Genomic DNA, 25,650 nt, shown 5'->3' with positions numbered 1-25,650 from the left:
TACTTAAAGAGGTAATCAACCGATATTAAGATGGATAACATGAAACAAACAGGGATGGTGCTGCAAGGAGGCGGTGCGCTGGGAGCTTATGAGTTTGGCGCATTAAAATGTCTTTATGAAAACCCTCAATTTTCACTCGATATTGTTTCAGGAGTTTCTATAGGTGCTATTAATGCTGTAGCCCTTGTCGGATCTAAAGATGATCCCATCATGACTCTTGAAGCAATGTGGGAAGAGTTTACGATTTTTTCATCTCCTTTTTTAAATGATAAATTGAGTTCCTATTTGGCATTATTTGGCAATCCCTCCTTTTTTTATCCACGAACCGACTATTGGAATTTAGCAGATTGGACTAGTTTTTATTTCACTAAACCTTTGCAACAATTATTAGAAAAGTATATTGATTTTAAAAAGGTAAATAATACCACTACGCGTTTAATTCTTACTGCAACAGATATTACAACTGGAAAGGTAAAAACATTTACAAATCAAGGTAATAAGCGGACAGAAATTACTCCTCTACATGTTTTAGCCAGCGGCAGTTTACCTCCTGGTTTTCCTATGACCATGATAAATAACACTTATTATTGGGATGGTGGGTTATTTGAAAATACACCACTCTCCCCTGTTTTAGAATGTCTTGATCCTGATCCTGCAGTAGAAAAGCAAATTATTGTCATCAATCTTTTCCCTAGCCAAGGGCAAATACCTGCCAATATGGCTGACGTTTTTGACAGAATTTTTGAAATTCAGTTCTCCAATAAGATCAGATTTAATAAAGAGTTAACGGAAAAAATTAATGAATACATTGAAGTAATCAATGAAATTGACAAAATTGTACCTCCTAATAGCCCTATCAAACAGCTACCGGGATATCAACGCCTAATAAATTACAAGTACATTGAAAATATTGTTTATATTGAAAATAAGCATCCAGAAAATGTAAACGCTCCCTTTGATTTTTCTTCTAACACAATCAGAAAGAGAATCGCTGCGGGTTATCACGACGCAAAGATGGCATTAAGGTTCCTCAATTCTTGAACAAATTATTGAGTTATTTCAAATCAACAGCAAAAAAATTACTGCCAAATCCTAAAGCAAGTAACTGAAAAGATAAGACTTACTAAGTGAGTTCAGCCCTTATTTTAGTTGGTTATAGTAAATAAAGTCATGAAACCTGTATAATAATCAATCTATAACTATTTAAGGTTGTTTTTGCGGCCATAGTACAAAATTATGGGGGTAAATCCCGATTTAACCTTAGTGAGGTTTATGTAATGAAAATTTCCAAATTGAGCAGATTAAGCATTTTAATGCTTGGATTAGCTGGTTTGTTAACTGTGAGTGAGAATGCTTTCTCACAGAATAAATGTCAGGGTGGCGGAATGTCACTTAGCTTTGACCTATCAAAAACCAACAACACACATATTGAAAATAACAATACTTACATTGTAGTACTAGGTATTGATCCGGCAACCCAAAAACATGCTTATGTAAAGTTTAATAATGGAAATCGTGTGGGTACACTTGTTGATATTGCTGATATAAATATGAATGGGAAAAACTATGGAATTTCATTGTCCGAATTAATTCCTAGCTCGGGAGGAATGGCACAAGCCTGCATACCTCATCTTACTTCTGGCAGAATTTATATCTCTTTTGGGAATACTCTGGATATACCTACAGATAAAGATACCCTAACTCCAAAGCAACCCGACGTTAACAACCCTCAAACAACTACAAATGGAACACTTTTTGATAAAGTAGAGTTTAATTACAGTACCCGTGGCGAAACTGTTATTAACCCGACTGGCGTTGATTTTATTGCCATTCCTTATACCATTCAACAAGCAGGCCATGAGTATGGACATTTTGGCGGACTCGATGCAGTCATTAAAAATATGAAAACAATCATTTGCCGTGCTGCAAGTGAAACAATAGATTCTCCTGAATGTGCTCAACGGTGGAACCATTCGGAATGGTCCAGTCTAGTTGTTTACAATTCAGTAAACGCCTTAATGCGAGTCAATGCTCCCGGCAGATTTGGCGATCGATTTAGTGGATATTTTACCAACTATATCAATGAATTAAGTCAGTACTATTCTTCTTCGATAAATCGTTCCATTAAAATTGATTTAAACGAATTAAATAAAGGTATTTGGTCAGGAACTTTTGAGCCCAACAGTCAGACATTAGTTTTTTCACGTGATGGCGGGCTTGGCACTGAAACTTTGTCTTATAATCTGGGTTCGCCACAAGCCAGTAATTCAATTTTTATGGGAGCACAAGCACCATTTAATAATAAAAACGCTGTGGATGCGACTATTGCACGAGATCTGACTTCTGCCATTGTTTCAGGTATGCTAATGCGTAAAGAATCGGCCTTCATTGGTAAAGATTTCTTTGATGCACAGGGTAATCCAATTTTCAGAAACAAACAACAAATGCAAGAGCTGTTAAAATACTACTTCAACAACGTTGATCATTCTGTTGACTATATTGTAAATCAATGTGGCACAACTAAAGATGCCCCCTGTGTCAATGTTTATTCCGAGGCAATGCATGCGTTAAGTTTTGATAAAAATATAGATCATCCACAAGATAGCTATTTAAATTCCTACGCTTTTTCCTATGATGATTTTTTAGGTATGGACGGCACAAATACACAAACCGATGCAAAACCTGCAACGGTAGTGATAGGCGATATGAAAAATCGAAAGATTCCGCATGTAGACCTCTATTATTAGTCAATCCTTCAAAGTACATCTCAGGAATTTGATAAAGCGGAATACTGCCGAATGTCCCGTCAGTTCCCAATAAACATGATTAGCTTCAACCTGTAAGTGGCAAGGATAACACCTGGGAAACGTCCCTAAAAACTAGCATTCTGAAGTTTCACAGATATAATTAGTAACAATCATCGCATCTAATTAAGGGAGATATTTGAATGGCAGATAAGGACAACAAAAAAAAATTTACAACAACAGATTCTGGAATACCAATATCAAGTGATGAGCACTCTTTAACCATTGGACCAAATGGTCCTATACTTCTACATGATCACTACTTGATCGAGCAAATGGCAAACTTCAATCGTGAAAAAATCCCAGAGCGTCAACCTCATGCAAAAGGTGGTGGAGCATTCGGACATTTTGAAGTAACAGAAGATGTAAGCAAATACACTAAAGCTGCTGTTTTTCAGCCAGAAACAAAAACTGATTTAGTTCTCCGCTTCTCAACTGTTGCAGGCGAGAGAGGAAGTCCTGATACCTGGCGCGATCCCCGTGGATTCGCTGTGAAATTTTACACCAGTGAAGGTAACTTCGATATGGTTGGGAACAACACCCCTGTTTTCTTCGTACGTGATCCAATGAAATTCCAGCATTTTATACGATCTCAAAAGCGCCGTGCCAATAACAACCTGCGTGACCATGATATGCAGTGGGATTTTTGGACCCTTTCACCAGAATCAGCCCATCAAGTGGCATGGCTGATGGGTGACCGCGGGATCCCAAAGAGCTGGCGTCACATGAATGGATATTCAAGTCATACTTACATGTGGGTAAATGCCCAAGGTGAAAAGTTCTGGGTAAAGTATCACTTCAAGACCAATCAGGGAATTAAATTTTTGACTCAGCAAGAGGCTGACCGCTTGGCGGGTACAGATGGTGACTACCATACCCGCGATCTGTATGAAGCTATAGAACGAGGCGAGTTTCCAAGTTGGACGCTTTATATGCAAATTATGCCGTTCAAAGAAGCAGAGACTTATCGTTTTAATCCATTTGATCTCACAAAGGTATGGCCACACGCAGACTATCCTCTCATCAAGGTCGGTAAATTGACCCTGAACCGAAATCCTACGGATTACCACACCGAAATCGAGCAAGCTGCATTTGAACCTAACAATATGGTTCCAGGAACAGGGATTAGCCCGGATAAAATGCTTCTTGCAAGGGTATTCTCCTATGCTGATGCGCATCGAGCACGGTTGGGCGTGAACTACAAGCAAATACCTGTTAATAAACCCAAATGCCCTGTTCATTGCTATAGCAAAGATGGTGCAATGCGTATCGAGAATATCTTAGATCCTGTTTATGCACCAAACTCCAAAGGAGGTCCAAAAGCAGATAGCTCGAGAAACCCTGAAGTAGCAACATGGGAAGCACACGGGGAATTCGTACGTGCAGCATATACTCTCCGCAAAGATGACAATGACTTCGGACAGGCAAATACTCTTGTACGCAAAGTAATGGATGATGAAGCACGTAACAGGCTAATTAGTAACGTAGTGGGTCATCTGAAAAATGGAGTCACCGAACCTGTATTAAAAAGAGTATTTGAATACTGGAAAAAAATCGATCAACAGATTGGTGAAGACATTGAAAAAGGGGTGAGGAAAGCTGATAATTAAAAAAAACCAAGATCAGGTACTGCCTTAAGTGGTACCTGATCTATTTGAAAAGATCGCGCTAATCATTTTACGCCTAACTAGCTTCAAAAAAAAATCAGTGTTACATTTAAAACAAAGTATCTTTACCGATTTAGGCCATGCAAAAAATACCTGGCATCCTCACGTTTTTGAGTCCCTATTTGCGACAAAATAAACGCTACCTCTGGGTTTTTTTCATTACAGTTATTGTTGCTGGATTTGAAAGCAGCTTTCAGGCCTATTTGATGAAGTGGGTAATTGATGTCGTCAGCTATACACCCAAAGAAACGCTCTTACCTCATATCATCCTCCCTGCATGCCTTTATGTCAGTATGGATCTTTACCATAATCTCACCATGCGTGCCTATTTATATGCCGCGATGAAAATGTACCCTGCCGTTAAAGCAAAAATCATTGATGATCTCTTCCATTACATCAGCAAACACAGCATCCATTTTTTCCAAAGTAATTTGGCCGGAGACATTTCCAGTAAAATACAAGATGTAAGTAATGGTATGGAGCCTTTAGTTCGTAATTTTTTTGAAGGATTTATAGCAAGACTTGCTACACCAATCATTGTAACATTTTTCTTAGCGACTATATCTTGGAGCTTTTCCCTAGTATTTATTGTGTGGACTGTGTTATTTGTTTTTATAACATTAAGACTCTCTCAATCGGTAGGAAAATCCGCCGAACTCTTCGCTCGCAATAAAAATCAGATGAGCGGAAGATTGATTGATGTAATTAGCAATATCATTACTGCAAAAATCTTTGGTCAAACCCAGTTTGAAAAAGAACACTTGGGGCTAAGCCTTGATTCATTAAAAGTTTCGGAACAACACGTTCAATGGACTTTACTCAAACTTCACTTTTTCCAAGGGTTGATGACATTCACCTTACTGGTAAGTTTTATGAGCCTTTTGATTTATGGACGTATGTATGCTGATGTAACGCCAGGAGATTTTGCTTTTGTACTTACTTTACTCATAACGAGCCTAAGTCATATTTATGTACTGGGACAAACCATAGGCGACAGTATTAAAGGTATTGGTGAATTTCGTCAAGCCATGAATGTATTGATGTTACCCCATGATGTCGTCGACCTTCCTGATGCGAAACCCTTGAAACTTACAAAAGGGGTAATCGTGCTGCAACACATAAACTTTGGATACAATCCCGAAATGCTTTTGTTTAACGATTTTAACCTACGCATTGAATCGGAAGAAAAAGTGGGTATTGTTGGAAGCTCTGGGGCTGGGAAGTCAACCTTAATTCATTTGCTCCTGCGTCTTTTCGAACCTTTTCAGGGTGAAATAACTATCGATGGACAAAACATAGAAATGATCACCATCAACAGTTTGCGCCGCGCCATCACCTTAGTCCCTCAACAAGTTGATTTATTTCACCGCTCCATCTTGGATAATATCCGCTACGGTTATCTGGAAGCATCTGAGAAGGAGATATATCACGCAGCTAAATTAGCCGAATGCGATGCATTTATCCAACAACTCCCCGAAGGGTATCACACTCTGGTGGGTGAGCGAGGAATGAAATTATCTGGCGGACAAAAGCAACGCATCGCTATTGCACGAGCTTATTTAAAACCCGCCAAAATTCTAATCATGGATGAGGCTACATCAGCGCTCGACTCAATTACCGAAAGCTATATTCAGAACGCCTTGACGCATATCATGCAAGGTAAAACAACGATCATTGTAGCACATCGGCTTGCCACATTAAAACAAATGGATAGAATCCTGGTATTGGAGAAAGGACAACTTGTAGAACAAGGTCAATTCCAAGATTTAATCCAAAGAGATGGACCATTTAGTTACATGTGGAAACAACAAGCATTTATATAACTGTAAACCCAATCAATTTGATTAAAGTCTCCTAATATGAGTTCAATGTAAAATAATTACATTGAACAATGACAGTTTTCAAACCCGTATATTTCGAATAAAAAACCAATCAGTTTATCATTAAAAATCTTCATAATAAATAAGAAATTATGAAAAATTATACTTTTTTGAAAATTATCTACTATAGTTATTTTTAAATAATAAAAATAAATTAGGGGATATCATGTTGCTTCGATGGGCCGGTGTAACGCTTATGTTTTGCATACTTAATTCTCCATGTTTTGCTGAAGAAAAAGAAATTGCAATTACAATTGATGATTTACCCTTTGTTGGTTCCGGTACTAGCACGCCAGCAAGTCTAAAAAGAACCCAAGATCGATTTATGGCTATAGTCAATGCTCTTGTTAACAATCAAGTTCCAGCTACTGGATTTGTCATTGGCGAAGCGGTTGCGAAAAATGAATGGGATCTTTTAGAAACATTCCGTAATCAAGGCTTTGCTTTAGGTAATCACACTTATACTCATAACAGCTTGAATAACATGAGTGCTGATAAATACATCGCGGATATAGATCGTGCTGATACTGTCTTAGCACCTGTACTGACAGAGCCTAAATATTTTCGTTATCCTTACCTAGCTGAAGGGACTGGTCAAAAAAAACAAAAAGTGTATGACTACCTGGCTGCACATCAATACACTATTGCTCCAGTCACGATTGACAGTAAAGACTATGAGTTTAATGCACGTTTCTACAGGATACCTTATAGAAAAAGAGCTCAAAATCTACCAGCATTTAAAAAACGTTATTTGGCTTACATTTGGCAACAGACCTTAAGAGCTGAAAAAAATGCTAAAGGAAAAAATGTTAAACAAATTTTATTAATCCATGCAAATCTTCTTAACAGTTTATGTCTAGAAGACATCATTGAAATGTATCGAAAAAATGGATACAAATTTATTAGCTTAGCCGATGCTTTAAAAAACAATACAGCTCAATCATTGAATAATAATACAGAAGCATTAAATAACGTTATACCCTCACTAAAAGAGTCCGGGCAAAAATCTGAAGTAAATAAAATATTTGGAAATCAAAGCTAATTGATAACTGATGCTCTCTCCCACTATCGGGAGAGAGGCGAAGGAATTAAATTATCCAGAAATCAATTTATTTTTCTCTAAACGAGATATTGCATGTTTCGGTAGAAGAATCCAGTAATGCCCCTGATTCTTCATATGACCTGCAATTAAAGTTGCTTTTTCACCACCACCCCAAAAAACATCTCCGCGTACTTTGCCGCGTATTGCTCCTCCGGTATCTTGAGCAATCATCAAACGTTGCATAGGTTTATTTTTATTAGGATTTTTGCTATCAGGACGCGTAGTGTTTAACCAAAGAGGAGCCCCCATAGGTACCCATTGTTTATCAATAGCCAGCGAATAACCAGGAGTTAAAGGCACACCTTGCGAGCCTAGGGCGGCTCCATACGACATTTTACGGAAGAAAACAAAAGATTTATTTTGATTGATCACTTTATCCATCTGTTTGGGATGAGCTTCCAAATAACGTTTTATTGCCTGCATGGACGCATTATCTTTAGTCATAACCCCTTTTTTGATCAACACTCCGGCAATCGCAGTATAAGGCTTGCCATTTTGAGCATCATAACCAATATAAAGGTTATTACCATCTTCAAGTTCAATTACTCCTGAACCTTGAATTTCCAAAAACAAACGATCTATTGGACTATTAACCCATACTAAAACGCGTGCCTTACCCTTAAGTGCACCATTATTAATTTGTTCGCGAGTGTAATACGGGACGAATTTTTTACCCTCTAACCGGCCTACAATGCCACGACTTTTAAAATCATTAAAAAACAGACCTAAATCTGCAGTTACAAGATCATCTGGAGTTTCATAAAGAGGAACATGAAACTCTTTGGATTTAGTATAACGTCCTTTAATTGCAGGCACATAATAACCTGTAAATAAGCCAGGTTTTTCACCGGTGTCAGTAAACTCTACCGGAGTAAACCATTTTTCAAAAAACTGCTTTGCTTCATTTTCAGCTGTGGGAGAAATTTTTAAAGCTTCTTTACATGCTGGTTGCCAATCTTTTACTTGTAAATCGATCTGATCTGTCCCGACAATTTGCTCTGGATTTTGCTTGATAAAGGCACGACAGGAAGTCTGAAAAGTCAGTAAAGACTTTTTTAGATCTGCTGATTTCCAACCAGGTAACCGATCAAAATTAGCCTGTCTGAACATGGTTGATGGGTGCTTTACGAACCAAAACCACCATACTGAAATACTCAAGGCAATTAAGGTTAAAAAAATTGTAATGGAGATTATTTTCGTTTTCATAGTCGAGCAATTTTTACACGTTATGGAATTTTTTGCAACAAAAAATGACAAAATTTAAACAATAACCTCTTGTCAAAAACTATTAATCAGTAAAAAACTTCTTTTAATAATAATTTGATTTTAATTATTTTTTTTTGAACGTACAAATAAAAAAATTACATCAAGATACACTACAAAAAAATTAGTGGATTTGTAAAACCAATTGATTTAAAGCATTGATATAAGCTAAAAATCCTCTTAAATCGTCATCGGAAATTTGAAAAGATATCATTTTTTTATCTATTTCTGATAACAAATACTGTAATTGATGGCTTAATTTCAACCCATGTGCCGCATCGTGTTTTTCAAAAGCGGTCCAAATCGCTTTTTCATAAGAAGATAATTCATAACCCAATAATTGAGCTGTTTTTTCAACCTTTTCTCGATCAATAGTCAATAAAATATGGCTTGTAGTAGCCTGTATTATTACCAAAGATTCAAAACGCTTTGTCAGCTCTGTTAACAAGTTCTGTTTTTTGGAACTTAACGGTTCATCAGCAAGCGACTCAAGCAATTCCCGGGAAGACCAAAACAAATTTGCCAAATCATGCAGTTTTATTTGGTTTGTTGATGATAAGAGAATTTGCTTTAAATTCTGCCCTATATAAATATATAACTTATTTAGGTAACGATTTAACATAGTCCAAACATCGGAACGCCAAATAAGATTTGCAACAATAAAGCTTGTAACAATTCCAATTACTATTCCGCCCAAACGCTGTAATGGAGGAGCTAAATAAACAGGCGGTCCTCCTTCTTGAGCAAGAGAAATAATCAAAGCGATGTTTGCTTGTAACCCAATATAAGAATATTTGGGAAACTTAAACATAAAATAAGAAAATCCCCAAATTGAAAAAAAAAATATTAAAATGAAATCATAAAAAGTCATCTTAGTTAGAAATAAGGAAAATAAAGCGACCCCTCCACCCCAAATACAACCAAGTAAACGATGAATGCTCGCATTTTTCATTTCAAAAAGATGTTTACGAATGGAAAGCACGAGACTACTGATAACTCCATTTAAACCACCAGACCAATTACTTATCATCCAAAAACCTAAAGCCAAAATAACCGAGATCCCTGCTTTAATGCTGCGTTTAATGACATCGACATCCGTACGAATGCGCTCCTGTGTTTTTAAGACATGATGTTTTGCGGTCATGCCATGAGGAATGCGGCTAAATAAAGACTGCATCAAAAGAAGGTTGTGGTTCACTTGGTGTAAGAAATGAATCAATGCATAGACAAAATTACTCTTAAAAATGAGTTGCTGCTTTTCGATGTCGCTACTTGTATCTGGGATCAAAAAAGAAGACGTATCTCCATTGCTTTGCTTCTGTTTCACATATTTTTCCAGTTCTACGATTTCAGGTCCTGTTTGTAATTCTTTAGGAGTATCCACGTGATTAGTAAAAGCGATTTGTAGTTGAGTCAGATCCAATTGAATCGCATTCAATACAGGCTTTATAGGTAATGATTGCACAATGGTTAAATCACTATGCTGTGGAGAAATGAGAATCAGATAGTGTAACTGTCGTGATAAATCATAAAAAATATCCAATAAAGCACGTACCTCATCAATCCTGGCTTTAGTAACTCCCAATTCATGGGTCATAGCGCCAATGAGCTCTACCGCTTTACGTAGTTTTCTTTTTATTTTTAAAGTGCTTTGTAATAACAAGTCAAAATCAGGCTTACTCTCAAACAACACCGTGAGTAATTGATCCAATTCTGCTGAAAAATCAGTATAAATACCATGAAGTTGTACCGTAATATTATCCTTTAAATGATTGGGAAAAATAAAATAAGCGCTGATTGCTGCTACCAAAACGCCAATTCCAATCTCAACAGGTCTCCAAATAGCCACGAAAAACACATTTTGCGGATTCATCGCAATTTGTGAAATAATTATGAAAGCACACAGTGCTCCTAACAAATAAGCATAACCATTAGCACTGAAGCTGTAATAATAGGAACCCATGCACACAATTAAAAAGCAAGAAAGCAAATAGAGTAAAAAACTGTTGGCGACCAATCCTGCAATATAGAACCCCAAAAACGCTCCTGCAACAGTACCAATAATACGCATTGAGGCTTTATCGATGATGTTGCCAGTATATAAATTGGAAACGATAACAACACTCATTCCTGACCAAAATGGGGTTTCCAAATGAAATTTAAATGAAATCAAAACAGCAATTAATGCGGCAAATGCTGTTCTTAAGGCAGCTCTGTTTTCAACAGTTTGAGGCCAGAAAAACACGGATCACCTGTATGTAATGGTAGTAGCGCTGGCACCAATGCGCATTGGATATTCATCAGATAAATCATCGATATAAATTCGCACTGGAAACCGTTGTGCTATACGAATCCAATCTTCGGTTGCTTCTAAATAAATCAGCGTTGAAGGAATAACATTACCGCTTTGTACCCGATTAATCCCCCAACCGATACTGTCTACATGTCCATGGAATACTTTTCCTGGATACATATCAATCATAATTTTTGCCTTATCTCCAGGTTGAATCAACCGAAGTGCTGTTTCTCTATATCGCGTAACCACCCACCACTGTTTGGTTTCAATAAGAGCAAATAGTCCTTCTCCTTTTTTAATGTACTGACCTATGCGTAAATTAAAATTGGTGATGTAACCATCCTCAGGGGCTACAAGAATAGTGTGATTTAGAAGATAATTTGCCTTATCTAATTCGAAATTCGCTTGCGCAATCTTAAATTTGGCTTGAGCAGCGTCTGCCTTTTTATTTTCATAATTCAATTTAGCAATATCTAACTTGGATTTAGCTTGCTGCACCGCATAAACATAGGGAAGAGAATCAATTTCAATAAGTTTATCTCCTTTTTTCACCCTCTGATTGTCTTTAACATAAATTCTCGAAACAGGACCAGAAACCAGAGCAGCCATGTTGACTACATGAGCTGAAACATATGCATCATTTGAGCGGGTGTCATAAAAAGCAAAATAACGGTAGGCAAGATATCCTGCCAACAATAAAGCAAGCACCACCATTTGCGGCCAATACTTAAATTTAGAAATATTTTGTAAATGCACCTAAAAACCTTTCTATTTACCCTAGCTATTACAATACAACTAGGTTTGATGCAGCTCAAGAAAATATTAGAGTCTGTTTACATTTCTACTATCTTGATCAAAATAGCGAAATGAGATCAGCCCCTACCTTTAATAAAATTTATTTATAGAGAAGGTAAATATCGCCAGCTGCTCACTCCCAGAGGAATAGCATGTTCCTTTACCAGACAAGGGATCACCCTTCCTGCACTAATATACCGTATTTGCAATAAAGCCACAGGGGATCCCTCCTCAAAGGGAACAACAGTCACTCGTTGATGATGCGATGCTGATTTTCGTCCCTTATAGCGAACCACCAAACATGGAAACTCTCCCAAGTCCTCAACGTAATATTTGTATTGAGTTAAACCACTTTTTAAAGAGCAACCTTTGTATTCGAGTAAATTATGTATTACTTGATTTGCAGAATCTGAGCGTGTCACACAGTCCGGACTCAACGCTGTGCGTTGATGCAGCAATCGCAATGCAATATCCTCTAATTGATAAAAATTCTGGTGCAACACTTCTTGTTTATTAATTGTCTTGTAATACAGTAAAACATGCTGCATCGAAGTCAAAATAAGCAAACTAATCACAGCAATAATAAGTAAGGTCAGTAATAAAATAAATCCTTTATTTTTCCTACTCATGAGCCACGCACCAAAACCTTAAGCTCATGTGTTTTACTCTCATCCAATCCCATGATAATTTCAAGAAACTGCTTCTCTTCTATGTGTCGATTTCGGGTATGCATGAAATGAATTAAAGGAGTTATTTCTTCTGTCTGTACCAACTGATAATGTAACGTATCTACATCATTCGCGTTTCTCTTAATAAACCATTTTTCTTCAAGATACTCACCAATATATGCCGAGCGGTCATAAGAAAAAAATAGAGGCTTGTTCAAAGTAATAAGTGAATTGTTACTTTGTTGTTCCATGTCAAATAGTTCTTGTACCTCAGCATGTTCGCAATCAGCGATGAGTATGGGACGCTTTTTATGAAGTATCACTGGCTCTTGAGTTACTATTTTGGTTGCGCCTTGAATTTTGATTATTTTTGCAAAGTGTTCATTCATACGATTTACATGGATGAATTGATTCGGTTGATTTCCGGTTTGTAAAGCATGAATTCTATTTTGATGATTTCTGCGATCAATAACTTGCAAGTGATCAATGCCCAAACAGGGGGTAAAACCCGCACGCCGAATACTATCACTCAGTAAATCACTCACCCATTGTAAATCAAAACGTGTTTCTAAAATTTTTTCTGTTTCAAGATATTGACGCTTGCTTCCCAAATAAAGTTGGATTAATAAAGTCATAATCACACTTGCCAGAAAAAGACTTATCAATACTTCTGTCAGGCTGACTCCCATTTGCTTTTTCATTCACCACTTCCAATAAGATGATGTTGACGGGTTATAGAGCCTACTTGTTCAAACCATACAAGATGAAGAAGTAACTGTTGATTTTTTAGCTGTATATCCAAATGATAGGAGGAAGGCGTTGGTGGAAGTTTTGAAACTTTAGCCACAAGGGATTCTTCAATTTGATCAAGAAATTGTGAACCGTGCGTTCTAAAAATTAATTGATTTAATAATTGCTTACTCTGCCATTGTTGTTGTAATAAAGTCAGAGCTAAAGTGGTTACCAGTAATAAAGATACCAATACTTCAGTAAGGGAAAATCCCTTTTGCCAATTCATATTCCATTTTTTCCTGTGGTTGGTTTGCCATGCAAAGATTAACGTCATGGAAATAAAAATTCAAGACCTGTGTTCGCCACCTACAGACTGATGTAATACACTCTAGAATTATTTTTTTAATTCAATGAGCTCGTGACAGGAAGCTAAAGCTTGGATAATATGAAGAAAATTTTTAGTTAGGGAAAATTATGGCAGTTAACTTTCAACAATTACCTCATCCAGGCATACAATCTTTAGTCCCTTATAAGCCAGGGAAGTCTATAGAAGAACTAGCGCGTGAGAAAGGGATTAAGGTCAATGACATTATTAAAATGGCGAGTAATGAAAATCCTTTAGGTTGCAGCCCTTTAGCTCTTGCCGCATTAAAAGAAATGTCAACCTATCTCTTAGCTACTTACCCCTCACCAATGAATCATCACTTAATGCCTAAACTTGCAAATAAACTTGCAATCGATACGGATCAACTTTTTGTAAGTAATGGTTCGGATTACATATTCACTATTCTACTCAACTGCTTTGCACTGCATAATGACAAACACATCATCACACACGAATATGCGTTTAGCACCTATGCGATTCAAGCTAATACCTTGAATATCCCGGTTCGCACGATTGGAATTAATCCAGATTGGCATGTTAACGTAGATAAGTTGATTCAAACATGCAATTCACAAACCGGTATTATTTTTTTAGCGAATCCTAATAATCCTACCGGTGTTCTGATTAGTCAAAAAGAAATAAAACGTCTGTTAGAAAATATTCCTGAAAGCACTCTATTGGTCATCGATGAAGCTTATTATGAGTATGCAGAGCCTCAATTAAGTTATAATAGTATTGAATGGTTGGCTAAACATCCTAATTTAGTGATTACGCGAACTTTTTCAAAAATATACGGGTTAGCAGGTGTTCGTTTAGGTTATGCAATAGCTCATTCCTCAATAGTTGAGCTCATGCGACGAATCCAGTTACCGTTTACGGTAAATCAAGTCGCACTGACCGCTGCTCATGCTGCCTTGGATGACGATCAATTTATTCAATTAAGCTTGCAAACCAATGCAGAAGGAATGCTGCAAATGAAAGATGGATTTAATCAATTAAATATCGATTACTTACCCTCAGCATGCAATTTTCTTACCTTTGATAGTAAGGAGGACGGTATGTTGCTCTATAACTATCTATTAGATAAAGGTATCATAGTCCGCCCACTACATCCATATAAGATGAACAATTACATACGAGTAACTGTAGGGACCAAAGAACAAAATGATCGATTTCTTAATACATTGAGTAATTACTACAAGTAAGGAAATAATAAAATGACCAGTGACTTGAGCAGCAAACATTGTGAATCATGTGAAGGCATAGGCGATGCATTAAATGCAGAACAAATTAAAAATCTGATGCCACAGTTAAATAAAAATTGGGAGGTAAATGCAGATAATCGCATCATTAAACGCAGTTTATCTTTTAAAAATTTTTATGAAACAATGGCTTTTGTTAATGCACTTGCATGGATTGCAAATACCGAAAATCATCATCCTGATTTAGAAATAGGCTATAACTATTGCCGCGTGAGCTTTATGACCCATGCCATCAATGGCTTGAGTCATAATGATTTTATTTGTGCAGCAAAAATGGATAAGCTGTTAATTAGTTAAAAACTATACCTAAAATATAGCCAGGGTGAGCGCAGCGTAATTCGAGGATCTTTATCATAATTTCCACTAATACCGCATTAAAACTTGCTCATCCCCTAAAAGATTCATCAAAAGTCCAAGTAGTTCATCACTTGGCATTACTTGCCATTGTTGCGCAAGACTCAACTGTGCACTAGCATAATCATTGCAGTATGAAAATTGTACAGCACAACGCCCAACATGAGCTTTTAATAACGCCTTAATAGAGCCTAGAATCCCCTGATTTCTAGAGTGTAAACGTAACTCCAAGCATCGAGCAAATTTAGTACGCGCAGTTGGCACATCATAGAGATAATTCGCGGTCATTTTCACACCGCCATTATAATCATCATGAGCCACTTCACCTTCAATAACCACCATATCTCCAGTTGCCAAACCTGGTGCTGAGGACTCAAACAGCTCACCAAAAACAACAACATCAAGTCGCCCAGTAGAATCATCCATACCAAGAATTACTAATTTCTTACCGCGTTTCGTCAAAATTTTGCGAATTCCAACAATTTGCGCGCAAATAATGGCTTTTTTATGCATGGATGGATTTAATTGACTGATTGAAACGATAAAGTCACCAAACTCACGCCGATATTGATCTGCAGGATGCCCGGTTAGATAAAAGCCTAATACTTCTCGCTCACCTTCCAGACGCTGCGCCTCCGACCAGGGTTTGCATTGCACATAATCTTGCTTATTCGTATCGTCTTCTAGTAATGAAAATAAATCAAATTGACCACTGGATTGATTCTGATGCTCTTTTTCTGCCACCTTTAGAGCTTTTTCCAAAGATGCAGTTAATATTGCTCGCTCTACATTCCAATCATCAAAAGCACCACTTTTAATTAGCGCTTCTAATACGCGTCGATTCACCTTGCGTAAATCCAGTCGTTGGCAGAAACTAAATAAATCTGTATATTTCCCTCCTGCTTCACGCTCCTCCATAATGCAATCAATAGCAGACTCTCCCACCCCTTTTATAGCACCAAGACCATAAATAATAGTGGCATCATCAACTACTGTAAAAGGATACATCGAGTGATTAATTGATGAGGGTAAAACCTTCAACTTCATATGAGCACATTCATCAATAAAAGTGACCACTTTATCTGTATTATCCATATCTGAAGACATAACCGCAGCCATGAATGCAGCCGGATAGTGTGCCTTAAGCCACGCAGTTTGGTAAGCTACCAACGCATATGCAGCTGAATGCGATTTATTAAAACCATAACCTGCAAATTTTTCCATCAAGTCAAAAATATGGGTTGCAATTTTTTCATCAACTCCTCGAGCAGTCGCGCCCTGAGTAAAGATTTCTCGTTGTTTCGCCATTTCTTCAGGTTTTTTCTTTCCCATCGCACGACGTAACAAATCCGCAGCACCCAAAGTATAATTTGCCAATACCTGCGCAATTTGCATTACTTGCTCTTGATATAAGATAACACCGTAAGTTGGCTTTAAAATTGGCTCCAAATCCGGATGGGGGTAGTCAACTGCCGCACGCCCATGCTTACGATCAATAAAATCATCTACCATTCCAGATTGCAAAGGACCTGGTCTGAATAAAGCCACTAAAGCGATAATGTCCTCAAAGCAATCAGGTTGTAAACGGCTAATTAACTCCTTCATACCACGAGATTCCAGCTGAAATACTGCTGTTGTTTTACATGCCTTTAATAAATCAAAAGTTGCGGTATCATCTGTTGGAATTTGACTGATATCAACTGCAGGCAAACCTTCAACAGCTCGTTTTTTATTTACCGTAGTTAATGCCCAATCGATAATCGTCAGGGTACGCAATCCCAAAAAGTCAAATTTGACCAAACCCGCCGCTTCGACATCATCTTTATCAAACTGACTAACAATTTGTGTAGATCCCTCTTCACAATAAATCGCGGTAAAATCTGTAAGCTGAGATGGCGCAATTACTACTCCCCCGGCATGTTTCCCTGCATTACGGGTAATCCCTTCGAGTTTTAAAGCCAAATCAATGAGTTCTTTTACTTCCTCTTCTTCTTCGTAACGACGCTTTAGTTCTTCTTCCTGTTCCAAAGCCTTACTTAATGTAATACCTATCTCAAAAGGGATTAATTTTGCTAACTTATCCACAAAACCATAGGGATGACCTAATACACGTCCAACATCTCGTACTACTGCTTTTGCAGCCATAGTACCAAAGGTAATGATTTGTGAAACACTTTGCCTGCCATATTTCTCGGCCACATAATCAATGACCCGATCACGACCTTCCATACAAAAATCGATATCAAAATCAGGCATGGATACCCGTTCTGGGTTCAAGAAACGCTCAAAAAGTAACTCATACTCTAAAGGGTCCAAGTCAGTAATTTTTAATGCATAAGCAACCAAAGATCCAGCTCCTGAACCTCGTCCTGGACCAACTGGCACACCATTTTTTTTTGCCCACTGGATGAAATCAGCCACAATTAGAAAATAACCGGCAAAGCCCATGTTATTAATTACATTGAGTTCAACCTGCAAACGTTTGTCGTACTCTTCTCTTGATGCTTGCAGTTCTTCAGGCGATTTGCTTTTAAATATTTGCAGTAAACGCTCTTCTAAACCGACTTGTGATAAATGAGATAAATATTCTTCAACAGTAGATCCATCCGGTATGGGAAAATTAGGTAAATAATTATTTCCTAAATCCAGTTTTACTGTGCATCGTTTGCCGATTTCAACTGTATTTTCTATTGCAGATGGCAAATCAGAAAATAAAGCAATCATTTCATCAGCTGATCGCAAGTACTGTTGCGCACTATACTTTTGCACTCTTCTAGGATCAGCCAATGTATACCCTTCATGAATGCAAACACGCGCTTCATGCGCCTCAAAATCTTCTTGATCAAGAAAACGTACATCATTGGTTGCTACTAACGGCAATTTCAGTTCATCGGCTAAAGCAATCAATTTTTCATTGTAGCGGGTTTCGTCAGGCCGCCCTGTCCGTTGAATTTCTAAATAAAAACGATTGGGAAAAAGTGTTTGCCAATATATCGCTCGACTTTTAGCTAAAGGATCATCATTGGCTAATAAAGCTTGTCCGATATCACCGAATTTTCCGCCAGACAATGCGATAAGCCCTGCTGAGTACTCTTGAATCCATTGGTTTTGTACTCTTGGTTGTCCTTGATATTGCCCTTCTTGATATGCTTTGGAAATAAGACAGGTTAAATTTTTATACCCTTGAGAATTAAGGCATAAAAGAACCAAAGAAAAAACTCGCTCAGGTTGTTCAGGATCATGGCAAGGTAAATCACTCCCAATAATAGGCTTGATTCCCATATCAACAGCATTTTTATAATGCTTTACAGCCGCAAACAAATTGCAATAATCAGTCACTGCAACAGCACACATCCCTCGGGATGGTAAAACCTTCATTAAGGGCATAACACGAGTCAAGCCATCAACCACAGAAAACTCAGTGTGGACACGTAAATGAACAAAACGTTGTTGCATAAGAAAATGAACTCATTAAGCTTAATTGATGAACTTTAACCTAAATCAAGGGTTTTGCATACCTGCATCATGATGATGATAAACCAAGAACCTAAATCACATTTTTTGTATATCAAACTTGCGATTGATGGGGATCAAAGGCATCCCTGACTGCATCTGCAAATAAGTTAATCGCTAAAACCAGCAAAAACATAAAAACAAATGCAGCCAATATAGGCCACCAAATAACGGGATTACGTGCCAGTTCAAACCGTGCACTATTAATCATATTTCCCCAACTTATGGTCATAGGTGAAACCCCTACCCCCACATAAGAAAGCAAGGCCTCAGCCATAACCAGGAAACTAAAATCCAAAACCAGAGTGATCACCACGATATGCATCACATTGGGCAATAAGTGTTTGCGAATAATAGTAAACCAATTAGATCCTAAAGCACGTGCCGCTTGAACATAATCTACTTCACGTAGCTTCAAAGTCTCAGCTCGCAAAAGCCGACATAAGCTGGTCCAACTTGTTACGCCAAGGATGAAACAAAGTGCCAATAAACGCGCATCCGCACTTTGAGCTAAAGTAGTAAATTGCTCAGGATGGTTGGCTATGTAAACTTGCAAAGACAAAACTGAGGCAGTAATTAGTAAAACACCAGGTATAGAGCTTAATGTGGTATACGTATACTGAATTAAGTCATCTGCCAAGCCTCCAAAATATCCTGCCACGACTCCCAAAAACAAAGCTAAGGGCAGCATAAATAAAGTAGTTAAAAGACCAATGACCAAACCTGTACGTATGCTCTTAATTGTAAAGTAAAAAATGTCTTGGCCAATTTGCCCAGTACCTAATACATGAAATGTTCTTGACAGTTCATATCCAAGTACAACAAAAAATATAAGAGCACTTACGGTGATTAAGATGCTTAAACTCGTCGCACTTAAAGCAAAAAAAGGTCTTAATCGCCTGCAAAAACGAATGAGTAGCAGGACTATTCCTATAAAAAATACCGCTAATATACCGCATTTCAACGCATATCTAATTGCACTCTTTATGATCTCGTTTTTTTCTGATTCTGTTTTTACCCGTTTTCCAGGGTAAATCAATAATGGATAAGACTGTTCAATAACACCATTCACCAAGGTAGTTTCACTAATAAATTGCCTTAAAGCCAACGGCGCCGAATAGGTTTTTTCTAAAATTTTATCTATAGGAGACAAAATATTATCCAACACAGTAGCTACAGTTTCTGTTTTCTTCTTTACCGATGTAATATGAATCGAATCCAAAATACCAACAGTAATAAAAAATAACAAAATGATACCCGCACTTACAGCGATGGGTCTGCGCAAAATTATAGAAAAAGAACGCCTTATATGATACTTGCGTAAACTCAGTAAAATAACCAGCGCACTTAAGCCTAATAAAGTGAGAAAGCATTTATCAGTCCATAGAAAATCAATCATCATTTTTTCTTCTCAACCAATCTCATTATCTTTGCAGGTATCAGGCAATGAGCCCCTAGTAACCCAACAAACCTTTTCATCCCACGTACCGCGCTTAAAGCGCAGTACGTGGGGAGTATAAAGATTCATTATATAACAGTAAAAATCTCTTTAACTTTGTGATTATCTCTCAGATATAAGATAGAGAGGCCCTTATTATTTAACAATAAACTACTTGTTTAAGATAATCTCACCCGGGGATCTACCAACATATAAGAGATATCTGTTAATACCAATCCTACAATGTAAAGAATTGAACCCAAGAACACCATAGCCCTCACGATAGCAAAATCTTGTTGTTGAATTGCATCAATCGTATAGCTACCCAAGCCTGGGACGCCGAAAAAAGATTCCAAGATCAAACTTCCCATAAATAAGGAAGGAATAATCACTACAACTCCAGTTAATATAGGAAGCATTGCATTTTTCAGTACATGTTTGAACATCACTCTTTGTTCCGATAGTCCTTTAGCTCTGGCTGTTTTAACATAATCTTTATGCATTTCCTCCAAGAATAAAGTACGATACCAACGACTCCCCGCCCCCAAACCACTGAGTACGGCCACGGTAATTGGCAAAATAACGAATTTCAAAGCCTCAAAGCCCCCGTCATAACCTGAAATGGGTACCAGACGTAATAATTTACCAAAAAGATATTGGCCACCAATAATATAAAATAAACTGGAAATCGACATTAAAATAATACAAATCACCACACCAGTGAAATCAAGATATGTTCCTCGAAAAAAAGCCATTGCCATAGCTACAATAATATTAGTAATGACATCCAACAATAAGACAGGTAACGCAATTGAAAGGCTGGGACCCATTCTGTAGGTAATATCTTCACTAATATCTCGCCCTGAATCAGATGCGCCAAAGTCAAAAGTAAACAGCTTCATGGACTTTTGAAAAAACAATGTCGCCTGTATTTTTTGTATTCCGGTTTTTTGTTCGTTATAAAACAAAGGTAGGTTATAACCATGTGACTCTTTCCAATCATCGATCACTTGTTGTGCTACATGTTTTTGTCCCAAATGCATGCGTGCAATATCATCTGGTGTATTCACCATAAAAAATAAAATAAAAGTAATAAGATTAATTCCAAAAAGAATAGGAATTGAATAAATAACTCGACGCAGTAAATATTTGATCATGGGATAAACTTCCTTTCTGCCGATTTTCTTTCTTTCTTGTGATAGGCAATAACCAAAGGAAAAATTAGGATGAGAATAAGCAAAAACAATAAACCTAATGGCCAAAAAACTGGTTGATTCCAAGCGGATCTCAATCTGTTTCGTTCGGGTACATTGATGGCAATATATTTTAAAGTTGCAGAAGACATTGTATTGGGTTTAACGCGTGAAACCCAATTCTGGGATAAAACAAATTCTTCAGGATGTATCCCCCAACTCCATGGAGCATCGCGTCGTACAATAGCAATCATATCATCTATAATCTTCTGCCTCTGCATATCGTTTTTTCTATTTTTCATTAAATTAAAAAGACGGTCAAATTCAGAATTTTGATAATTGGCAGCATTTTCACCGCTAAATTTTACCTTGCCATTAGCACTATACAACTGAAATAGAAAATTTTCAGGATCAGGATAATCCGCCACCCAACCCCAACTAAATATTTGCGCATCACCGGTACGCATTTTTTCCTGAAAACGGTTATATAAAGTTGCCCGTACATTCAAATCAATGCCTATCTGAGCAAATTGTTTACGCATCCAATCAAACAATGATTTATCCTGAGGATTACCTGAGGTAGTGACGTCATAATGCAAAATTAAGCGCTTTCCAGTAGAGGGATCAATTCCATCAGGATATCCTGCCTCTGCCATAAGTTTTTTTGCATCACTAATGGGGCGTCGCACAGCCTCACCATCTTTCCATTTATAAACGTAAGGATTAATTCCTTCCTTACCCTCTTTATAACCAAAAATACCGGGAGGAATCGGCCCTTGGGCCACAATACCTCGGCCATTATGAAAAATAGCTATACTCTCATCATAATTTACTGCAATTGAAATTGCCCTTCTTAATTTACGCGCCCGCTCACTAGCCCCCCCTACCACGCCATCAAGCATATTAAAGCCCATGTAGTAAATAGTAGGTTGTAATGCCACAGTAAGATATATATGTTTTTTTTGCATCTCCGGTGTTAACTCGGCTTTGCCATGTCGATTTGTGTGGATTGCCTGATCAAAACTGTCCGCACCAATCGTGGAGTTATCGTAATAGCCTTGCAGAAATTTATTCCAACGCGGAATGGCTTCTTTTTCAAGAGTAAAAACGGCTTTTTCAATAAAAGGCAGACGTTTACCTGCATTATCCAAATATCCTAATTTCTTATCCTCCTCCGAGCCTGTAGTTGGAAAATAATCTTCGCGAAAATTTGGATTCTTTTTTAATACCATATTTCGGTTAGGATTGTTATTAACTAACATAAAAGGACCTGTACCCACTGGAAACCAGCTTAAAGTAATATTGTTGTCTAACATACCGGGCTGAGAGTAGAAAAAGTCGGCTTCCCAAGGAACTGGTGCAAAAAAATACATCGCCAACCAAAATAAAAACTGAGTGTATTCTCCTTTTAAAGTGATTTCAAACGAATAATCATCCAGTTTTTTAATCCCTTTCAAAGGATAATTGCGCAAATCAATATATCGCTTACCGCGAGGAAGTATCCGTCCATATTCTGCAAACCCCACAATATAACCACTCATTAAGCCATAAATCGGTGAACTCAATGCAGGATTGGCCAAACGTTTTATTTGATAAATGTAATCATCAGCAATTAATTCACGCGTGCTGGTATACTTAAAGTCAGATAATTGATGGATACCCTCATCATTCAAATATTTTTGAGTCACATGATGATAAAAATATGAACCCTCTTTATTTTTAGCGAAAGCTGGATGAGGCTGATAATAAACTCCTTTTTTAATGTTTATAGTATAAACACTGTAAGCAGGTGTTTCGTGGCTGTTTTCAGGTAGTGGATTACCGTGTGCATCAAGATACTTTAACTGGGGCATTTGCGTAGTTATTAATGGGATTAATTGATAAGGCCTTTGCAAATAATCATACTCCAACAATGGCTCATATATTTGAGCAAGAAAAAGAGACTCATTAGATGAGTAAGACCGTGCCGGATCCAGAGTTTTAGGCTGTTCGGAAAACGATGAGTAGTAAATATTTTCTTTTGCCTGCTTGTGCGGATATGGATTATTTAAAACCCAAGGCCAGGTATAAGCAAAGCTCCAATTAAAAAACAAACCAAACAGAACTATTCGTTGTATACAATTCAAAAAAAATCCTTATTTTAGAGTAGCCAGATTAAAGTGAAGCTCAGAATGCGAGTTACTAATGCTTCTCCTTTTCAAATTACGCTAATACTTTAAGAAACTGTTCTTCATCCAAAACAGCAACACCTAGATTATTTGCTTTATCCAGTTTAGAACCTGCTTCACTTCCAGCAATGACATAATCTGTTTTTGCTGAGACGCTACCCGTTACTTTAGCTCCCACAGCCAATAATTTTGCTTTGGCCTCTTCACGTCCCATAGTACTTAAAATTCCTGTTAGAACCACTGTTTTTCCAAATAAAGAATGCTCTTTGTTAACTTTCTTTTTCTCAATTTTTGGCCAATGTACCCCAAGAGCTAATAAACGTTCAATGACTTGACGATTATGTTCTTGTGCAAAAAAATGCACCACATTAAAAGCACCTACAGGTCCCATATCTTGCAAGCTTATCAACTCTTCTTCTGTTGCTTTGGAAATTGCGTCGATATCCCCAAAATGCTCCGCTAACATCCGAGCACTGGATTCACCAACTTCACGGATCCCCAGCGCATAAAGAAAACGACTGAATGTAGTATTTTTGCTTTTTTCTAAAGCATGCAATAAATTTTTTGCCGACTTCTCCCCCATGCGCGGGAGATTTGCCAAAGTAGTGATATCAAGCGTATAAAGATCGGGTAAATGTCGCACAATCCCTTCATCGACGAGCTGCTCAATAAGTACAATCCCCAATCCTTCAATATACATCGCTTTACGTGAAGCAAAATGCCACATCATTCTTTTTAATTGAGCTTTACAAAATAAACCACCTACACAACGCGCAACCGCTTCTCCTTCCTCACGCACTACATCAGAACCGCAAACAGGGCATTTATTAGGTAAATGAATCTCTTTGATATTTGCGGGGCGTCGCTCGAGAACGACAGAAACTACTTCAGGAATAACATCACCCGCACGACGAATAATGACACTATCACCTATATGAATATTCTTTCTGATAATTTCATCCATATTATGCAAAGTCGCATTACTTACAGTAACTCCTGCAACATTGACCGGTGCCAAACGGGCTACTGGGGTTAAAGCCCCAGTTCTTCCTACCTGAAAATCAACGGCTAACAGCTCGGTCATCTCTTCAGTAGCAGGAAATTTATGGGCACAGGCAAATCGGGGAGCTCGCGAAATAAAACCAAGTTGTTGTTGCAAAGGGATACTGTCTACTTTATAAACAACTCCATCAATCTCAAAAGGAAGTTGATTACGTTTGGCTAACATATCATGATAATAACTCAAGCACCCTTTGATACCCACTTCCTGTTTAGTATCTGAAGATACCCTAAAGCCGAATTTTTTGAGTAATTGCAATTGCTCCCAATGGCTATCTGGTAAATTATATCCCTCACAAGCACCTATCCCATAGCAATAAATGCCCAAAGGCCGACTTGCTGTCACTGCGGGATTCAATTGCCGTAAGCTTCCCGCCGCAGCATTGCGAGGATTAGCAAAAACTTTTTCCCCAGACTCTTGAGCCTTTTTATTGTACTCTTCAAATCCTGCTTTCGGCATGTATACTTCACCACGAACCTCGATAAACCGTGGTGGTTTTGTTACTCTTAAAACTAAAGGAATTGCAGAGATTGTTTTAATATTGGCAGTAATGTTTTCACCTGTAGTTCCATCACCACGTGTTGCTGCAGAAATCAATGTTCCATTTTCGTAGCTAAGATTTACCGCAAGTCCATCCAATTTAGGTTCACAGGTAAAAACCAATTGTTGAACTGGTTCATCCAGTTTTTCAGTGACACGCTTAATAAATGCTTGTAATTCTCCCTCGGCAAACACATTCGATAAGGACAACATAGGTTGCCGATGAGTTACTGGCATAAAGGCATCTGCGGGAGTTCCACCCACGCGTTGGGTAGGTGAGTCTGCTGTCAATAATTTCGGATATTTGGCTTCCAAATCCTGTAATGCACGAAAACACCGATCATATTCAACATCAGGGACCAGTGGCTCATCCAGAACATAATAGTGATAATCATATTGCCTTATTCTATCTTTTAGTTCAGCAATCTGTCCCTTTATTTCATCAATATTCATTCATTTCCATCCATAATTTAAAACTTTAGGTGTCATTGCTATTAGGAAATTAGCCTGGTGCAGCGCAGTGGAGGCCG

The 25,650-nt window shown here is 37.7% G+C and carries 18 protein-coding genes; 7 read left to right on the top strand and 11 right to left on the bottom strand.

Annotation, left to right across the window (positions count from 1 at the left end):
• Positions 1-39 precede the first annotated feature (39 nt).
• The 5 genes from Ltuc_RS03990 to Ltuc_RS03970 all read left to right on the top strand — a co-directional run bounded on the left by Ltuc_RS03990 (position 40) and on the right by Ltuc_RS03970 (position 7,393).
• Positions 40-1,041 carry a patatin-like phospholipase family protein gene (locus Ltuc_RS03990; RefSeq protein WP_058521597.1) on the top strand — a complete coding sequence of 334 codons (1,002 nt, stop codon included), beginning with the start codon at positions 40-42 and terminating at the stop codon, positions 1,039-1,041.
• A 236-nt stretch (positions 1,042-1,277) separates the two neighbouring features.
• Complete coding sequence (locus Ltuc_RS03985) at positions 1,278-2,747, top strand: beta-1,3-glucanase family protein (protein ID WP_083498034.1); 1,470 nt, start codon at positions 1,278-1,280, stop codon at positions 2,745-2,747.
• Between the two features lie 200 nt (positions 2,748-2,947).
• The gene (locus Ltuc_RS03980; RefSeq protein ID WP_058520037.1) at positions 2,948-4,414 is read left to right on the top strand and encodes a catalase; all 1,467 of its coding nucleotides are present in this window, start codon (positions 2,948-2,950) and stop codon (positions 4,412-4,414) included.
• A gap of 137 nt (positions 4,415-4,551) precedes the next feature.
• Positions 4,552-6,294 carry an ABC transporter ATP-binding protein gene (locus Ltuc_RS03975; protein WP_058520036.1) on the top strand — a complete coding sequence of 581 codons (1,743 nt, stop codon included), beginning with the start codon at positions 4,552-4,554 and terminating at the stop codon, positions 6,292-6,294.
• A gap of 223 nt (positions 6,295-6,517) precedes the next feature.
• Positions 6,518-7,393 (top strand): polysaccharide deacetylase family protein, encoded by an 876-nt coding sequence (locus Ltuc_RS03970; RefSeq protein WP_058520035.1) that lies wholly within the window; start codon positions 6,518-6,520, stop codon positions 7,391-7,393.
• A gap of 51 nt (positions 7,394-7,444) precedes the next feature.
• On the opposite strand, the gene mltA is transcribed toward Ltuc_RS03970, so the two are convergent.
• The 6 genes from mltA to Ltuc_RS03940 all read right to left on the bottom strand — a co-directional run bounded on the left by mltA (position 7,445) and on the right by Ltuc_RS03940 (position 13,493).
• Positions 7,445-8,659: a murein transglycosylase A gene (gene mltA / locus Ltuc_RS03965; RefSeq protein ID WP_058520034.1), complete on the bottom strand. Its 1,215-nt coding sequence runs from the start codon at positions 8,657-8,659 to the stop codon at positions 7,445-7,447.
• A gap of 181 nt (positions 8,660-8,840) precedes the next feature.
• Complete coding sequence (locus tag Ltuc_RS03960) at positions 8,841-10,961, bottom strand: FUSC family protein (RefSeq protein WP_058520033.1); 2,121 nt, start codon at positions 10,959-10,961, stop codon at positions 8,841-8,843.
• Between the two features lie 3 nt (positions 10,962-10,964).
• Entirely contained in the window at positions 10,965-11,768 is an 804-nt protein-coding gene (locus tag Ltuc_RS03955; protein WP_238584064.1) for an efflux RND transporter periplasmic adaptor subunit, read from the bottom strand.
• Between the two features lie 143 nt (positions 11,769-11,911).
• Entirely contained in the window at positions 11,912-12,436 is a 525-nt protein-coding gene (locus tag Ltuc_RS03950) for a hypothetical protein (RefSeq protein ID WP_058520032.1), read from the bottom strand.
• Positions 12,433-13,176, bottom strand: coding sequence for a PilW family protein (locus Ltuc_RS03945; protein WP_058520031.1), 744 nt, complete (start codon positions 13,174-13,176; stop codon positions 12,433-12,435). The genes Ltuc_RS03950 and Ltuc_RS03945 overlap by 4 nt, the downstream gene beginning before the upstream one ends.
• Complete coding sequence (locus Ltuc_RS03940) at positions 13,173-13,493, bottom strand: prepilin-type N-terminal cleavage/methylation domain-containing protein (protein WP_058520030.1); 321 nt, start codon at positions 13,491-13,493, stop codon at positions 13,173-13,175. The genes Ltuc_RS03945 and Ltuc_RS03940 overlap by 4 nt, the downstream gene beginning before the upstream one ends.
• 188 nt (positions 13,494-13,681) lie before the next feature.
• On the opposite strand from Ltuc_RS03940, the gene hisC reads away from it, so the two are divergent.
• Positions 13,682-14,797: a histidinol-phosphate transaminase gene (gene hisC, locus Ltuc_RS03935; protein WP_058520029.1), complete on the top strand. Its 1,116-nt coding sequence runs from the start codon at positions 13,682-13,684 to the stop codon at positions 14,795-14,797.
• Between the two features lie 12 nt (positions 14,798-14,809).
• On the top strand, positions 14,810-15,151 hold the full coding sequence (locus Ltuc_RS03930) for a 4a-hydroxytetrahydrobiopterin dehydratase (RefSeq protein WP_058520028.1): 342 nt from the start codon (positions 14,810-14,812) through the stop codon (positions 15,149-15,151).
• 66 nt (positions 15,152-15,217) lie between these two features.
• Here Ltuc_RS03930 and dnaE read toward each other — a convergent pair whose 3' ends face one another.
• From dnaE to ligA, 5 genes are all read right to left on the bottom strand, one after another.
• Complete coding sequence (dnaE, locus tag Ltuc_RS03925; RefSeq protein WP_058520027.1) at positions 15,218-18,664, bottom strand: DNA polymerase III subunit alpha; 3,447 nt, start codon at positions 18,662-18,664, stop codon at positions 15,218-15,220.
• 112 nt (positions 18,665-18,776) lie between these two features.
• Positions 18,777-20,123, bottom strand: a complete 1,347-nt coding sequence (locus tag Ltuc_RS03920; RefSeq protein WP_058520026.1) for an ABC transporter permease — start codon at positions 20,121-20,123, stop codon at positions 18,777-18,779.
• Between the two features lie 215 nt (positions 20,124-20,338).
• A complete protein-coding gene (locus Ltuc_RS03915) occupies positions 20,339-21,316 on the bottom strand; it encodes an ABC transporter permease (protein WP_058520025.1) in 978 nt (325 codons plus the stop codon).
• A complete protein-coding gene (locus Ltuc_RS03910) occupies positions 21,313-23,478 on the bottom strand; it encodes an ABC transporter substrate-binding protein (RefSeq protein ID WP_058520024.1) in 2,166 nt (721 codons plus the stop codon). The genes Ltuc_RS03915 and Ltuc_RS03910 overlap by 4 nt, the downstream gene beginning before the upstream one ends.
• Positions 23,479-23,554: 76 nt before the next feature.
• On the bottom strand, positions 23,555-25,573 hold the full coding sequence (ligA, locus tag Ltuc_RS03905) for an NAD-dependent DNA ligase LigA (RefSeq protein WP_058520023.1): 2,019 nt from the start codon (positions 25,571-25,573) through the stop codon (positions 23,555-23,557).
• Positions 25,574-25,650 lie beyond the last annotated feature (77 nt).

The organism is Legionella tucsonensis, assembly GCF_001468035.1.
Taxonomy (GTDB): Bacteria; Pseudomonadota; Gammaproteobacteria; order Legionellales; family Legionellaceae; genus Legionella; species Legionella tucsonensis.
Note: the sequence above shows the minus strand (reverse complement) of the source record. Positions and strands in the feature narration are given on the sequence as shown.